Origin of the sequence: Streptomyces sp. NPDC048257, from assembly GCF_043201855.1 — a bacterium.
GTDB lineage: Bacteria > Actinomycetota > Actinomycetes > Streptomycetales > Streptomycetaceae > Streptomyces.
Genome location: NZ_JBICZI010000013.1, coordinates 146,744 through 161,097, shown reverse-complemented (window position 1 = coordinate 161,097; position 14,354 = coordinate 146,744). Strand labels below are relative to the sequence as shown.

At 72.2% G+C, this 14,354-nt stretch carries 12 protein-coding genes and 1 tRNA gene; 9 read left to right on the top strand and 4 right to left on the bottom strand.

Annotated elements, in window-relative coordinates:
* The first annotated feature begins 177 nt into the window (after positions 1-177).
* The 3 genes from ACGFZK_RS24175 (at position 178) to ACGFZK_RS24165 (ending at position 2,749) form a co-directional block, all read left to right on the top strand.
* Entirely contained in the window at positions 178-1,206 is a 1,029-nt protein-coding gene (locus tag ACGFZK_RS24175; protein WP_393850934.1) for a hypothetical protein, read from the top strand.
* A 78-nt stretch (positions 1,207-1,284) separates the two neighbouring features.
* Positions 1,285-1,358, top strand: a tRNA-Ala gene (locus tag ACGFZK_RS24170).
* A gap of 242 nt (positions 1,359-1,600) precedes the next feature.
* The gene (locus ACGFZK_RS24165; RefSeq protein WP_393850933.1) at positions 1,601-2,749 is read left to right on the top strand and encodes a hypothetical protein; all 1,149 of its coding nucleotides are present in this window, start codon (positions 1,601-1,603) and stop codon (positions 2,747-2,749) included.
* A 42-nt stretch (positions 2,750-2,791) separates the two neighbouring features.
* Here ACGFZK_RS24165 and ACGFZK_RS24160 read toward each other — a convergent pair whose 3' ends face one another.
* Positions 2,792-3,835 carry a LuxR family transcriptional regulator gene (locus tag ACGFZK_RS24160; protein ID WP_393850932.1) on the bottom strand — a complete coding sequence of 348 codons (1,044 nt, stop codon included), beginning with the start codon at positions 3,833-3,835 and terminating at the stop codon, positions 2,792-2,794.
* A 227-nt stretch (positions 3,836-4,062) separates the two neighbouring features.
* Positions 4,063-4,611, bottom strand: a complete 549-nt coding sequence (locus tag ACGFZK_RS24155) for a GNAT family N-acetyltransferase (RefSeq protein ID WP_393850931.1) — start codon at positions 4,609-4,611, stop codon at positions 4,063-4,065.
* Positions 4,612-4,649: 38 nt separating this feature from the next.
* On the opposite strand from ACGFZK_RS24155, the gene ACGFZK_RS24150 reads away from it, so the two are divergent.
* Positions 4,650-5,453, top strand: coding sequence for an exodeoxyribonuclease III (locus ACGFZK_RS24150; protein ID WP_393850930.1), 804 nt, complete (start codon positions 4,650-4,652; stop codon positions 5,451-5,453).
* Here ACGFZK_RS24150 and ACGFZK_RS24145 read toward each other — a convergent pair.
* Entirely contained in the window at positions 5,435-6,142 is a 708-nt protein-coding gene (locus ACGFZK_RS24145) for a MerR family transcriptional regulator (RefSeq protein ID WP_393850929.1), read from the bottom strand. The genes ACGFZK_RS24150 and ACGFZK_RS24145 overlap by 19 nt on opposite strands.
* A gap of 167 nt (positions 6,143-6,309) precedes the next feature.
* Between ACGFZK_RS24145 and ACGFZK_RS24140 the strand changes: the two genes are divergently transcribed.
* The 4 genes from ACGFZK_RS24140 to ACGFZK_RS24125 all read left to right on the top strand — a co-directional run bounded on the left by ACGFZK_RS24140 (position 6,310) and on the right by ACGFZK_RS24125 (position 10,113).
* Positions 6,310-8,022, top strand: coding sequence for a flavin-containing monooxygenase (locus ACGFZK_RS24140; protein WP_393850928.1), 1,713 nt, complete (start codon positions 6,310-6,312; stop codon positions 8,020-8,022).
* Positions 8,019-8,975, top strand: a complete 957-nt coding sequence (locus ACGFZK_RS24135; RefSeq protein ID WP_393850927.1) for an alpha/beta fold hydrolase — start codon at positions 8,019-8,021, stop codon at positions 8,973-8,975. Before ACGFZK_RS24140 ends, ACGFZK_RS24135 begins: the two co-directional genes overlap by 4 nt.
* Positions 8,972-9,856, top strand: coding sequence for an SDR family oxidoreductase (locus tag ACGFZK_RS24130; protein WP_393850926.1), 885 nt, complete (start codon positions 8,972-8,974; stop codon positions 9,854-9,856). The genes ACGFZK_RS24135 and ACGFZK_RS24130 overlap by 4 nt, the downstream gene beginning before the upstream one ends.
* A gap of 77 nt (positions 9,857-9,933) precedes the next feature.
* On the top strand, positions 9,934-10,113 hold the full coding sequence (locus ACGFZK_RS24125) for a hypothetical protein (protein ID WP_393850925.1): 180 nt from the start codon (positions 9,934-9,936) through the stop codon (positions 10,111-10,113).
* Positions 10,114-10,233: 120 nt separating this feature from the next.
* On the opposite strand, the gene ACGFZK_RS24120 is transcribed toward ACGFZK_RS24125, so the two are convergent.
* The gene (locus ACGFZK_RS24120) at positions 10,234-13,515 is read right to left on the bottom strand and encodes a S41 family peptidase (RefSeq protein ID WP_393850924.1); all 3,282 of its coding nucleotides are present in this window, start codon (positions 13,513-13,515) and stop codon (positions 10,234-10,236) included.
* A 152-nt stretch (positions 13,516-13,667) separates the two neighbouring features.
* Here ACGFZK_RS24120 and ACGFZK_RS24115 point away from each other — a divergent pair, with 152 nt between their 5' ends.
* Positions 13,668-14,258 (top strand): TetR/AcrR family transcriptional regulator, encoded by a 591-nt coding sequence (locus ACGFZK_RS24115; RefSeq protein WP_393850923.1) that lies wholly within the window; start codon positions 13,668-13,670, stop codon positions 14,256-14,258.
* Positions 14,259-14,354: the final 96 nt, after the last annotated feature.

Sequence of the window (14,354 nt, the reverse complement as noted above, 5' to 3'; positions counted from 1 at the left end):
GGGCCCGCCCCGAGCAGCGATAAGCGAATATCTGTTCGAATTAATCCCTCGGGTAACCGATTCGCCCATAACCTGATCCGAAGAATCACAAAAAAAGTCCGTGATATCAGCGAGATCGCGCGACACACCGGCCCAATTGGCCGATCCGTTCGGCCGCACCCCTCTACGGTGTGAGGTGTGAGCAGCAGCGGCCTCATCTACGCAGTCATTGTCGGGGCCTGGGCCGCCTACTTGGTGCCCATGTGGCTCCGGAGGCAGGACGAGCTGAACGAAGCCCGTCCGACGGAACGCTTCTCCACTGCCATTCGGCTGCTTTCCGGCCGGGCGGGAATGGAGCGCCGTTACGCCAAGGGGCTGCGTGAGCGCGGTGACGAGCAGGCGGAGCCCCAGCCCCACGCGGACCCGGACGCCGCGACGGAAACGATTGATTCCGTCGACGCCGACGCCCGGGCCTTTGTCGTGCCCCCGACCAGGGCGGAGCCGAGACCGGCCGCCGTCGAACGGGAACAGCGGGCGGAGCGGGCCCGGCGCGAACAGCGTCTCCAGGTCCTCGCGCGCCGCCGGCGCACCACCGCACTCCTCTTCCTGGTCTTCACCCTCGGTGCCGTCGTGGCCGCGGTGGGCGGCCTGCACTACCTCTGGGCTCCCGCCGTTCCCGCCCTGCTGCTGAGCACGTACATCGTGCACCTGCGGGTCCAGGAGCGGCGGCGCTACGAGTTCACCATGGACCGGCGGCGCGCCGAGGCGGCCGCGCGGCAGCTGCGGGAGAACCGCCCGAGCCGCCGTGAGCCCGAGGCCGCGTCCGGTGGCGAACCGGACCCTGCGCCACCGGTCTCCCCACAGGAGGCCGGACGGCGCGCGCTGGTCGAGCAGACCGACCACGCCGAGTGGGTGGACCAGCAGCGCGAGCGCGAACGCGGCCCCGCCCGCGGTGACAGCTGGGAGCCGGTTCCGGTCCCGCTGCCGACGTACGTGACGGCACCGGTGGCCCCCCGCGCCACGGGCCCCGCGGCCCAGGACGCCTGGAGCGCGACCCGCTCCAGCACGGCGGAGCCGACGGAACCGCGCCTGCGCGCCCAGCCCGCACCCCCCAAGCCGGACCCGAAGCCCCAGACCACGCCGCACCCGCGCGGTCAGGGCAGGGGCAGGACCCCGCTGTTCGACCAGTACGAGGGCGAGGACCGCCCGCGCGCCGCGAACGAGTGATCGGTGACCTGCACGGACGCTCCGGGATATCGGTTTTGGAGCACCCGCGCGGGGATGCTAATGTTTCACACGTCGCAAGGGCCTGTGGCGCAGTCTGGTAGCGCACCTCGTTCGCATCGAGGGGGTCTGGGGTTCAAATCCCCACAGGTCCACAAACGACAGTTCGCGAGTAGCTCTCGTGAACGTCATGAGATCCCGTCCGGTCGAAAGACCGGGCGGGATCTCGGCGTTTTCCGGGGTGTGTTCGAAGGGCACCCGCGAAGTGCCGTCCGCCACGGGCGCGGGCGTTCCGTACCGGGTCGGGGGCGCCCCCCGGCCGGTCCGGGTGAACACCCGCTTCCGGGGCCGACCCTAGGATGATCGGCGAAATGATCATTCGACGGGGAGAAGAAACGTGCGAGTTGCATGGCAGCACGAAGCGGCCCAACTCCGGGACGCGGCCCTCTTCATAGGGCTGCCGGACCCGGCGCTGTGGTCGGGCCCGCCGGTCCGGGAGAGCGGGATCGCCGCGTGGATGGAGGAGGTCAGGTTCTTCACCACGGTCGAGGTCGATGCCGTGCTCACCGTGCACAGCCGCTCCGGCAACGCCTTCGAGCTGTACGGGAAGGGACGCAGCTTCCTCAACCCGGTGCGACTGGCGCGCTATGCGCCGTACGCGGTCGAGGCCGAGAGCGTCGAGGAGAACCCGGAGGTCATCGCCCGGGCGCGCACCGTGTGGCGGGAGTACGTGGACGGCATCGCGCGGCGCATCGGCGCCCCCGCGAGCGTCACGGAGGACGACGCCGAGGTCCCGGAGGCGGTCTGGCGCCCCGGGGACGAGGAGGGTCCGCACCTGCGCCTGTGGATGAACTGCTCGTACGGACTGCACCCGGACAGCCCGCTGTTCACCAGGCTCCCCGGCCGCGCGCTGGTCCGCCTCGACGCGCACGCCCCGGCGGACATGGCCGGAGTCACGCCGCGGGCGGTGACCGGGGTCAGCGACGTGCCGGAGTGGATTCCGGACTCGTACCAGGAGTACGCGCTCGAGCAGGCGCGGCTCGAGTACGAGACGCCGGACGACGAGGACCGTCTGGTCGAAAGGATCCGGCACGTGCTGGGTGGCGCGATCAGGGCCGGCGGTTCCCTCCACGACCACCTCGGCCGGCTGGCCACGACCCCGGTCGAGGCCCGGCCGGACACCGACTCGTACCTCTGGCTGCACACCTTCCAGCACCCGGACGCCCCGCAGGGCCGCCTCCCCGCGATCCACATGGCCCACGTGATCGGCGTGCTCGCGAACCACGAGAAGGAGGGCTCGGCCCGCATCCCGGAGACCGTCGAACCAGGCCTCACCCTCCACTACTACGACCTGTTCGACCCCCGCATGCAGAACGCGCTCGCCGTCACGGGGCGGGAGGCCTGCGCGCTGTGGCGCCCGGTCCGCGCCTCGTACGAGCAGTCCGTCACGGGCAAGTCGTACCTCGTCACCCCCCAGGACGTCCTGGACCGTCTGACCTCCACGGCCCGCGCTGCCGCGACGGAGTCCGCGCCCGATCCGTCCTGACGGAGGCCGCCGCGGTGGACGGCCCCCGGCCCGCCGCACGGGTCAGTCGGCGGCCGTCGGCGGGGGGTCGTCGAGGAATCCGCTGCGGGCGATGAGGTAAGCCAGCTGCGCGCGGCTGCGGCTGCCGAACAGGTCGGCGGCCCAGCGCATGTGGTGGGCGACGCTGCGCGTGCTCATGCCGAGGCGGGTGGCGATGGCCTCGTCGGTGTGGCCGTTGACCATGTGGCGCAGGATCGTGCGGCGGATGTCGTCGGTGAGCGCGGCCGGCAGCCGGCCGCCGGGAACGTCCCGCAGTGGCGAGGCGCGCTGCCAGGCGTGGTCGAAGATGCCGACGAGGTACCGGACCACCGCGGGATGCTCGATGGCCAGGGCGACCTCGCTGCGCTTCGTGCCCGGGTCGGGGACGAAGGCGATCTTGCGGTCGCAGACGATCAGCCGGTCGAAGACCTCGTCCAGGGTGCGGACCTCGCCGCCCGCCCGCGATATCTGCTCCACATAGGCGAGCGTGGGCGGGTGGGAGCGGACGGTGTGCTGGTAGACGGTCCGCTGCCGGACGCCGCGCTGGAGGGCGGCGAGGTCGTTCGGCAGCGCCGCGTCGAGCACTTCCTGCGGGCGGGCGCCGTCCGGCTGGGCGGTCAGCAGTTCCTGCTGGCAGGAGCGGACGGCTGCGGAAATGGTCGCGTTGATGGTGCCCACGCCGTGCACCGTGCGGACCGCGTGCGCGTCCCCGCTGCGGTAGCTGTCCAGATAGACCTCCTGGGCGCGGGAGATCGAGGTGCGGACGGCCGTCAGGGCGTTCCGCTTCTCCTCGATGGCCCGTTCCAGACGGTCCATGTGGGCGTTGGCCGCGAGCCGGGGCGGGATGGCGGCGAAGGTGCCGTCCGGCAGCCGTCGTACGAGTCCCAGGTCGAGCAGGCACGGGGGGCACGCGCCGGAGGTGGCCCGGCCCTGCAGGGAGTCCGCGTAGTACCGGAGGCCGTCCGGGCAGATCTCGTTCTCACGGCCGGTGGCGGTCGGGTCAGTGTCGGTTAAATCCGTTCCCGTGCACATATTTCCACCCTGCTGGATCTCGCATTGCACGATCATCCTGCCTGCTTTTCGCTCACTTCAGGACCCCGGCGACGCATGATCTCGACGGGTGAACACGTCGGCTCCCGCGGGGACGGACACTCGGCGATGCCCCGGTCGGCCTACCCGGCACGGGGGTGCGGGTAGTGGATCCGACCAGGGTCATCGCCGGGCCCGCCGTCCGCGCTGCGGGACCTGGCGGGTGCGGCGCCGTTGCGGGGGCGCCGCCCCCGGACCCCCGCGCCTCAGACGCCGGCGGGGGTGGACTGGCCGGCGGGGATGGGGGGTGCGTCGGCGGGGGCCGGCTGGAGGGGCTTGGTCATGCAGCGGCTGGAGTCGTGGTGGCGGTAGTGGCCGAACTTGGCCGACAGGGTGTAGCCCGAGGAGAGGTAGAGGGCTATCGCCTCCGGCTGCTGGTCGCCCGTTTCGAGGACCATGCGGTGGCGGCCCGCCGCGCGGGCGTCGTCCTCCAGGGTTGCCAGGATGCGGCGGGCCAGGCCCAGGCCGCGGGCCTCGGGGACGACGTACATGCGCTTGAGTTCCGCGTCGCCGTCCGCGTAGCCCTCGTCGTTCTCGTCCTGGCTGCGCCAGCCCCCGCTGGCCACCGGGGTGCCCGTGGCGTCGTACGCCAGCAGGTACAGGCCCTGCGGCCGGGCGAACATCGCCGGGTCCAGGTAGGTGGCGTCGCCCTCGCCGTCGTACCGCTCCTGGTACTCCAGCTGGACCTGGTCGTTGAGTTTGACCGCGTCCGGGTGGTCGTACGGCACGGTGCGGAGGTCTATCCCGTGAGACATTCGAATATCGTACGGAACCATCCCGCTATGGTGCTGGGATGCTCACTGTGACCTCCGTGAATGTGAATGGGATCCGCGCCGCCGCCAAGAAGGGCTTCGGGGCGTGGCTCGAGGGATCCGACGCCGATGTGGTCTGCCTGCAGGAGGTACGGGCCGAGGAGGGGCAGATTCCGGAGGATGTCCGGACCCCCGCGGGCTGGCACACCGTCTTCGCGCCGGCCGCCGTCAAGGGCCGGGCCGGGGTCGCGCTCTACACGCGGCGCGCGCCCGAGCGGGTGCAGGTCGGATTCGGCAGTGCGGAGTTCGACGCGAGCGGGCGCTACCTGGAGATCGATCTGCCGGGTGTGACCGTGGCCAGCCTCTACCTGCCCTCGGGCGAGGCCGGGACGGCGAAGCAGGACGAGAAGTACCGGTTCATGGGGGAGTTCCTGACGTACCTGGCGGCGCTGAAGGTGCGGGCCGCCGCCGACGGCCGCGAGGTCGTGGTCTGCGGTGACTGGAACATCTGTCACCAGGAGGCCGACCTCAAGAACTGGAAGACGAACCGGAAGAACGCGGGCTTCCTCCCCGAGGAGCGGGAGTGGCTCGGCAAGGTCTACGCGGACGCGGGCTACGTCGACGTGGTGCGGGAGCTGCACCCGGACACCGAGGGGCCGTACTCCTGGTGGTCCTACCGGGGGCGCGCCTTCGACAACGACGCCGGCTGGCGGATCGACCTGCAGGTGGCGACCCCCGGGCTCGCGGCGAGGGCCGTGAAGGCCTTCGTGGAGCGGGCCGAGACGCACCCCGAGCGCTGGTCCGACCATGCGCCGGTGACCGTCGTCTACGAGCTGGGCGCCTGACCCGGGTCGGCGCCCGGGCCGCCGCCCGCCGCCAGGAGGCGGTCCATCGCCATCGTCAGCTCGGCCTCGACCACGCTCTTCGCGAGCGGGCGCAGCCGGGTGAGCGCATCCGGTGAGATGTGGGCGGATATCAGCTCAGTGAAGAGCAGGGCCATCGCGTCCGCGTGCTCGCGGACGCGGCGGCCGGTCTCCAGGACCGCCGCCAGCGGGACGCCCTCGCGGACCAGGGCCGAGGAGACGTCCAGCAGGCGGCGGCTGACGTGCACGATCGCGTCGCCGTCGACGGCGAGGTAGCCGAGGTCCAGGGAGGCCGCCAGGTTCTCCGGGGTGACCTCGCCCTCGAAGTGGTCGGCCAGTGCCTCCGGAGTGAGCCGGACCGGGGTCTCCTCGGACCAGCCGATGCCGAGCAGCTCGCCGAGCTGGCCGACGTCGCGGCCGCTCTCGAAGGCGGCGGTCAGCTCGGCGATGCCGCCAAGGGTGTGGCCGCGTTCCAGCAGGGCGGCGATGGTGCGCAGCCGGGCCAGGTGGTGGTCGTCGTACCAGGCGATCCGCCCTTCGCGGCGCGGCGGTGGGAGCAGTTTGCGCTCGCGGTAGAAGCGCAGGGTGCGGACCGGGATGCCGGCCGCCTCGGCCAGTTCCTCCGTGCGGTACTCGCGCACCTTCTTCGCTTGCGTCTCTTCCTTCGCCACAGACGCACCTTATGGCGTACCGGCAGTAACTTTCCGGGTCGGACCCCTACCCATGAGTACGCGGGCTGCTCTACCCTCCCGATTGTGCCAGTGATTGCTGGCAGTGTTTCGATGGTGTGGTGCGGCGTTGCGTGGCTGGGACTGCGGATGAGCGGAAGGCGGCGGGCATGGGTGGCACAAGCGGCTCGGGTGGACGCGAGCACGTACGGGTGGCGGTGATCGGGTCCGGATTCGGCGGGCTCGGCGCGGCCGTACGGCTGCGGCGCGAAGGGATCACGGACTTCGTCGTACTGGAACGGGCCGACTCGGTCGGCGGCACCTGGCGCGACAACAGCTATCCCGGGTGCGCGTGTGACGTCCCCTCCCACCTCTATTCGTTCTCGTTCGCTCCCAATCCCGACTGGCCGCGGACCTTCTCCGGGCAGCAGGCCATCCGCGCCTACCTGGAGCACGTCGCCGACACCTTCGGGCTGCGCCGGCACATCCGGCTCGACTCCGAGGTGCGGATGATGCGCTGGGACGCGCAGGAGCTGCGCTGGGAGATCGAGACCTCGGCCGGGCAGCTGACAGCCGACGTCGTGGTCTCCGCGACCGGGCCGCTGTCCGACCCGAAGATGCCGGAGGTGCCCGGGCTCGCCGGGTTCCCCGGCAAGGTCTTCCACTCCGCCCGCTGGGACCATGACTACGACCTGCGCGGCAAGCGCGTCGCCATGATCGGAACCGGCGCCTCCGCCATCCAGATCGTGCCCGCCATCGCCCCCGTGGTGGAGCGCCTCACCCTCTTCCAGCGGACCCCGCCGTGGGTCATGCCGCGCACCGACCGGTCCATCACCGCGGTGGAGCGCTGGCTCCACCGCCAGCTGCCCTTCACCCGGGCCGCGCGGCGCGGGCTGCTGTGGGGGATCAGGGAGCTGCAGGTCAGCGCCTTCACCAAGCGCCCGAACCAGCTCGGCCTCGTCGAGTCCCTGGCCAAGGCCAACATGGCGCGCTCCATCAAGGACCCGGCGATGCGCGCCAAGCTGACGCCCTCCTACCGGATCGGCTGCAAGCGGATCCTGCTCTCCAGCGAGTACTACCCGGCCCTGGCCCGGCCCGATGTGGACCTGGTCGCCTCCGGGCTCAGGGAGATCCGCGGCTCGGTGCTGGTCGCCGCCGACGGGACCGAGACCGAGGTCGACGCGATCATCTTCGGCACCGGCTTCCACGTCACGGACATGCCGATCGCGGACCGGGTGGTGGGCGCGGAGGGCCAGATCCTCGCGGACGCCTGGAAGGACGGGATGCAGGCGCTGCGCGGGGCCACCGCCGCCGGCTTCCCCAACTGGATGACGATCATCGGCCCGAACACCGGGCTCGGGAACAGCTCGATGATCCTGATGATCGAGTCGCAGCTCAACTACATGGCGGACTACCTGCGGCAGCTCTCCGTCCTCGGCGGGAGCAGCCCGGCCGGGAAGGTCGCGCTCGTCGCCCGGCCGTCCGCCGTGAACCGGTGGAACCGGCAGGTGCAGGCCCGGATGGAGCGGACGGTGTGGAACACCGGCGGCTGCACCAGCTGGTACCTGGACGCGCAGGGGCGCAACACGACGGTCTGGCCGGGCACGACGGGAGAGTTCCGGCGGGAGACGCGGAGCGTCGATCTGGCGGAGTACGAGGTCGTCCGGGTGGGGGAGCGCGAGCGGGTTCCGGCGGCCGTTTCGGCTACGGCGGGGCCGAAGCCGCGTCGCTCCCGCGGGGGCTCCGCGGGGGCCGGTGCGGCGCCGCTGCCGGGGGCCCTGCCCCCGGACCCCCGCGCCTCAAACGCCGGCGGGGCTGGAGTTGCCCCGGGCGGCGCTTCGGACGCCGGCGGGGCTGGATTCGAGTCGGAGGGCGTCGCGTGAGCCGCCTGACGCACGTCGTCTCCGGGCCGTACGCCCCGCCCGCCGCGCGGCGCGAGCTCGTCGCCGTCTCCGCCGACGGGGCCCGCCTGCACGTCGAGGTCCACGGGGAGGCGGGCGCGCCGACCGTGGTGCTCGCCCACGGCTGGACCTGTTCCACCGCCTTCTGGGCCGCGCAGATCCGGGCCCTGGCGGCCACCCACCGTGTCGTCGCCTACGACCAGCGCGGCCACGGGCGCAGCCCGGCCGCCCGGACGCACAGCACCACCGCCCTCGCCGACGACCTCGTGGCGGTCCTGGAGGCCACCCTCGCCCCGGGGGAGCGGGCGGTCGTCGCCGGGCACTCCATGGGCGGCATGACGATCATGGCGGCGGCGGGCCGGCCGGAGTTCGCCCAGCGGGCCGCGGCCGTGCTGCTGTGCAGCACCGGCAGCTCCCGGCTGGTCGCCGAGGCGCTGGTCCTGCCGGTGCGTGCCGGGCGCGCCCGGACACGCATCACCGGGGCGGTGCTCGGCTCCCGCGCCCCCCTCGGGCCGGTCACGCCCGTCGCCAGGAAGGTCCTGAAGTACGCCACCATGGGGCCCGGCTCCGCGCCCGACAGGGTCGAGGCGTGCGCCCGTATCGTCCACGCCTGCCCCACCGGCGTGCGCCACGCGTGGTCCCAGGTGCTGGCCGGGCTGGACCTCGACGCGGACGTCGCCCGCCTCGCCGTGCCCACGGCCGTCATCGGTGGCACGGCCGACCGGCTCACCCCGATCGTGCACGCCCGTGGGCTGGCCGCGGCGCTGCCGAACTGCGTGGGCCTGACCGAGCTCACCGGTATGGGGCACATGACCCCGGTCGAGGCCCCCGAGGCCGTCACCGCCGTCCTGCGCGAGCTGGCCGACCTGTATCTCGAAACCGATCAGCCCGGCATCACCCGGCCCGGCACCACCGAGAAGGAGAAGACGCCGTGAGCGCTCGCAGGAGTCTGGAAGGCCAGGTCGCCGTCGTCACCGGTGCAGCCCGGGGGGTCGGCGAACTGCTCGCGCGCAAGCTGTCGGCCCGCGGGGCGAAGATCGCCCTCGTCGGGCTGGAGCCGGAGGCCCTCAAGGAGGTCTCCGAGCGGCTGCACACCGACAGCGACCACTGGTACGCCGACGTCACCGACCACGAGGCCATGGCCCGGGTCGCCGAGGAGGTCAAGCAGCGCTTCGGCAAGGTGGACATCGTCGTCGCCAACGCGGGCGTGGCCGCCGGCGGTCCGTTCGCCGACTCGGACCCGGACGCCTGGCGCCGGGTCATCGAGGTCAACCTGATCGGCGGAGCCGTCACCGCCCGCGCCTTCCTGCCCGTACTGATGGAGAGCCGCGGCTACTTCCTCCAGATCGCCTCGCTCGCCGCGATCACCCCGGCGCCGATGATGACCGCCTACTGCGCCTCCAAGTCCGGGGTCGAGGCCTTCGCGCACTGCCTGCGCGCCGAGGTCGGCTACAAGGGGGTCAAGGTGGGCGTCGGTTACCTCTCCTGGACCGACACGGACATGGTGCGCGGCGCCGACCAGGACGAGGTCATGCGGGAGTTGCGCCAGCGGCTGCCGTGGCCGTCGAACCGGACGTACCCGCTGGGGCCGGCCGTCGACCGGATCGTCGCGGGCATCGAGCGGCGCTCGCCGCACGTGTACGCGCAGTGGTGGCTGCGCGGCATGCAGGGGATGCGCGGCTACCTGCCCGGGGTGATCGCGACGGTCGGGCAGCGCGAGATGAAGCGCTTCGAGCCGCGCCTGGGCGGGGTGTCGAAGGGGCTCGTGGGGGCCGGCGGGGCCGCCGACGAGAAGGAGCGCACGCAGCGTCACTGATCGAAATGCGAGCTCCATCCGCCCGTGCAAGTCTGGTCGAGGCCCCACCCCCCGACACCCCTCATGGAGTGAACAGCATGGGTATCAAGGACCAGTTCCAGGACAAGGCGCAGGAGCTCAAGGAGAAGGCCCGGCAGGCGCAGAAGGCCGGCAAGGGCGGCGCGCAGGACGAGAAGTCCCGGCGGGCGCCGCAGGCCCAGGACTCGCCGCAGCGGTCCTTCGACGACATCCAGGACGAGCTCGACGACCGGACCTAGGTACCCCCGCTCGACCGCAGCGCCGAGGGGCGCGATCCCCGTTGATCCGGGGATCGCGCCCCTCGTGCGTGTGCGCGGAAGCCGTGTGCGCGTGAAGCCATGGGTGCGGAAAGCCCCCGCTCACTCCCTCGGCGGCAGCTTCGGGCGGCGCCGGTCCGGTACGTCCGTGTAGCCGGGCGGCACCGCGGCCGGGTCCTGTTCCAGCAGTTCCAGCGCGAGGTGCACGGCGTCGTCGAGCTGGGCGTGCCGCCCCTCCGCCCAGTCGAGCGGGGTGCGCAGGATCGACAGGTCCGGCTCCACGCCGTGGTTCTCCACCGACCAGCCGTACTCGGGGAACCAGGCGGCATTCATCGGCACCGTGATCACCGTGCCGTCCCCGAGGGTGTGGCGGCCGGTCATGCCGACCACCCCGCCCCAGGTGCGCTGGCCCACCACCGGTCCCAGCCCCAGCAGTTTGAAGGCCGCGGTGATCATGTCCCCGTCCGATGAGGTCGCCTCGTCGGCCAGCGCCACGATCGGCCCGCGGGGCGCGTTGGAGGCGTACGAGACCGGCTGGGCGTTGCGCGTCAGGTCCCAGCCGAGGATGGAACGGGTCAGCTTCTCCACCACCAGCTCGCTGATGTGCCCGCCCGCGTTGCCGCGTACGTCCACGATCAGCGCGGGCCGGGACATCTCCATCCGCAGGTCGCGGTTGAACTGCGCCCAGCCGGAGCCGCCCATGTCGGGGATGTGGAGGTAGCCGCACCGGCCGCCGCTGATCTCCCGGACGGCCTCGCGGCGCTTGGACACCCAGTCCTGGTAGCGCAGCGGCCGTTCGTCGATCAGCGGCACGATGGCGACCCGGCGGGCCCGGCCCTCGCCCGCCGCGGGCTGGAAGGTCAGCTCCACGGTGGTCCCGCCCGCCGCCGCGAGCAGCGGGTAGGGTCCGGCCACCGGGTCCACCGCCCGCCCGTCGACGTGGGTGAGCACCGCGCCCTCCCGGATGCCGGTGCCGGCCAGCGGGGAGCGGGCCTTGGAGTCCGAGGACTCGCCGGGCAGGATCCGGCTGACGACCCATTCCCCGTCCCGGGGGAAGAGGTTGGCGCCGAGCAGGCCGATGGCCCGCTGGTAGTGCGGGGGGCCCTCGTTGCGGCGCGCGGGGGAGACGTAGGCGTGCGAGGTGCCGAGTTCGCCGAGGACCTCGCGCATCAGGTCGGCGAACTCGTCGGGGGAGGCGACCCGTTCGACCAGGGAGCGGTACTGGCTCAGCACCCCGTCCCAGTCGATGCCGCACATCTTCGGTTCCCAGAAGTAGGCGCGGATGATCCGCCCGGCCTCCTCGTAGGCCTGGCGCCACTCGGCCGCCGGGTCCACCTCGTGCAGGATGCGCCGCAGGTCCAGGTAGACGGTCGAGTCGCTGTCGCCCGATTCGGTCGCCGGGACCGCGCGCAGGTCCCCGTCGTCGTTGATCACGAGCCGGGTGCCGTCGCCGCTGACCGCGAACCAGTCCAGCCCCGAGGCCAGTTCGGTCTTGCGTGCCTTGGTGAGGTCGAAGTGCTCCAGTGTCGGTTTGCCGCTGATGTCGGCCGGGTTGGCGAAGGTCTCGCCGAGCGCGCCCGAGATCGGCCAGCGCAGCCAGACCAGCCCGCCGCCGTGCACCGGGTACAGGGCCGAGTACTTGGACGCGGTCACCGGGAACGGGGTGACCCGGCTCTCCAGCCCCTCCACCTCCACGGTCACGGCGCCGTCGCCCTCGCCGGAGTCGCCCTCCGCCAGGTCCAGTCCGCCCGCCGCGGGCCGCCCCTCGGCGGAGAGCGCGAAGGGGGAGGGGGTGGCGGAGGACAGCGGCACCAGGTACGGGCGGCAGCCCAGGGGGAAGGACAGGTCGCCGGTGTGCACGTCGTAGACCGGGTCGAAGCCGCGCCACGACAGGAAGGCCAGGTAGCGCCCGTCGCGGGTGAAGACCGGATTCTCGTCCTCGAAGCGGCCGTTGGTGACGTCGACGACGACGCGGGCGCCGGGGCCGGAGATCCGGGCCATCTTGATCTGCCGCAGCGAACGCCCGATGCCCGGGTGCGACCAGGTCAGCCAGGCTCCGTCGGGGGAGAAGGCCAGGTCGGTGACGGGTCCGTTGATGGACCGGATCAGCTCGGTGACCTCGCCGTTGGACTCCTCGGTGGCGTCGATGAGCAGCAGCCGGCCGTCGTTGGAGGCGATCGCGAGCCGCTCGCCGTCCGGGTCCGCGAGCAGTTCGGTGACCCGCCCCAGCTCGCCCGAGGCCAGCCGGCGCGGTTGCCGTTCCCCGGAGGCCCGCGGCAGGTAGGCGATCTCGATCGCGTCCTCGCCCTCGGCGTCGGTGACGTAGGCGACCTGTCCGCCGCTGCCGAGCATCTCCGGCAGCCGTACGCGCACCCCCGCCGTGTCGGCGATGGTCCGGGCCGGGCCGTCGCGGTGGGTCAGCCAGTAGAGGCTGCCGCGCACCACGACCGCGCTGGCGCGCCCGGTGGCGTCCACGGAGAGCGAGTCGACGTGGCTGGCGGCCGGCACCTGGTACGTACGCCGGCCCGCGCGCGGGCCGCCGAGACGGACCTGGAGCTTGCGCGGGACGGCGCCCCGCTCCAGGGACTCCACGAGCCAGAGGTCGCCCGCGCACTGGTAGACGACCCGGGAGCCGTCGCTGGAGGCGTGCCGGGCGTAGAACTCGTCGTGATCGGTGTGGCGGCGCAGATCGGTGCCGTCGGGCAGGCAGGAGTACAGGTTGCCGATGCCCTCGTGGTCGGAGAGGAAGGCGACCCTGCCGTCCACGAACATCGGGGAGTCGAGGTGCCCTTCGATGTCCTCCAGCAGCCGCTGCCCGTGCAGCCACAGTCGGCCGGTGGCGCCGCCGCGGTAGCGCTTCCAGGCGGCGGGCTCGTGCGGGGGCTTGCCGGTGAGCAGCAGGGAGTGCCGCTCGCCCTCGTCCGTGGCGTGGACCTGGATGTCGGAGACGGGTCCCCAGGGCAGGCGTCCGCCGGGGCTGCCGTCGGTCGGGAGGGTGTAGGCCCAGGCGAAGTAGGAGAAGGGCTGGCTGTGCGAGGAAACGGCCAGGATGTCGCTGCGGCCGTCCTCGTCGGGCGGGGTCCAGCCGCAGACGCGGGTGTCGAGGGCGCCCCAGTAGCTCAGCTGGCGGGCGGGGCCGCCGTCGACGGGGGCGAGGTGGATCTCGGGGTCGAGGCTGCGCCAGCTGGTGTAGGCGATGTGCCTGCCGTCGGGGGAGAACCGCGGGTGGCCGACGCGGGTCCGGTCGACGGTGATGCGCCAGGCCCGCCCGGGAGCCTGTCCGTCGGGGACCAGCGGGGCGACCCAGAGATCGTCCTCGGTGGCGAAGCAGAGAAGGTCGTCGTGCAGGTGCGGGAACCGGAGGTACGCGACGTCGTGACTCACCCCCCAATGCTTTCCGTGCAGGGGAGCCCTGGCAACTCGTACAGGTGATCCATGACACTCCCTCAAGCGAAACGGAACGGTTTCGTTTCGTTTGAGGTGGGGGTATCGTCTTAAGCGTACGGAACAGTTTCGCTTCGACGGGAGGCACGGACATGACCGAGGCGATGGCGGCTCGGCGTACCCGGATCACCCCCGAGCGGCAGGCCGAACTGCACGAGGCGGTCCTCGACCTCCTGCGTGACGTCGGCTACGAGGCGCTGACCATGGACGCGGTCGCCGCCCGTACGAAGTCCAGCAAGGCCACCCTCTACCGCCAGTGGGGGAGCAAGCCGGAACTGGTCGCCAAAGCCCTGCGGTGCACGCAGCCCGTCTCGCTGCGCGAGATCGACACGGGCAGCCTGCGCGGGGACTTCGCGCGCATGGTCGAGCATTCCGACGACGCGCAGATGGCCAAGGACACCGCGCTGATGCGGGGTCTGGCCCATGCCGTCCACGAGAGCCCGGAGCTGCACAAGGCCCTGCGCGACCTGCTGGTCGACCCGGAGATCAACGGCCTCCAGGCGATGCTGCGGCGCGCGGTGGACCGGGGCGAGATCCGCCCGGACTGTCCCGCGCTCGACTTCGTCCCGCACATGCTCATCGGGGCGTTCATCGCGCTCCCGCTGATCGAGGACCGTCCGGTGGACCGGGCCTTCCTCGGTGACTTCATCGACGCCGTGGTCTTCCCCGCCCTCGGCGTCTGATCCCCGACCCTCCCCGTCCCCTGCACCGCCTGCTGCTGCTCCTGACACGCCGCTCTCGTCGTCGGGCCGGCTCTCCATGCCCTGATCCTCCGGATC